Here is a 542-nt window from a genome sequence, read left to right as displayed (position 1 = left end):
CAGGAGGGGCGGATAGGGCGCGTTGCTCGTGATCCTTTAATGCAAATACGCGCCTTTTGGGATATTGGGGGCACGGGCGCCAAGGCAGATGCCACAGCGATATGGATAGCGCAATTTGTTGGCAGAGAGATCAGAGTGCTTGATTATTACGAAGCACAAGGACAACCATTATCGGAGCATATAGGCTGGTTGCGTCAAAACGGTTATGAGAAGGCGTTGATGGTTCTTCCCCATGATGGGGCGACCAGAGACCGTGTGCACAATGTGAGTTTTGAGAGTGCTTTAAATGATGCGGGTTTTGAAACGCAGGTCATTCCCAATCAAGGGGCTGGTGCTGTCAAAATGCGAATAGAGGCAGTGCGACGTATTTTGCCTTCTGTTTGGTTCAATGAAGAGATGACGGTCGCAGGACGTAAGGCACTGAACTGGTACCATGAGAAATGGGATGAGAAGCGCAATATTGGTTTGGGAGCAGAGCATGATTGGTCCAGTCATGGGGCAGATGCCTTTGGATTGATGTGCGTGGCTTATGAAGAACCTCC

General features: G+C 50.2%; 1 pseudogene. It reads left to right on the top strand.

Features of this window, described 5'->3' with window-relative positions:
• A pseudogene (locus ACFIK3_RS09870) lies at positions 1–542 on the top strand (PBSX family phage terminase large subunit); the annotation flags it as partial.

Origin of the sequence: Bartonella sp. CB10SXKL, assembly GCF_042195515.1 — a bacterium.
Lineage (GTDB): Bacteria > Pseudomonadota > Alphaproteobacteria > Rhizobiales > Rhizobiaceae > Bartonella.
Note: the sequence above shows the minus strand (reverse complement) of the source record. Positions and strands in the feature narration are given on the sequence as shown.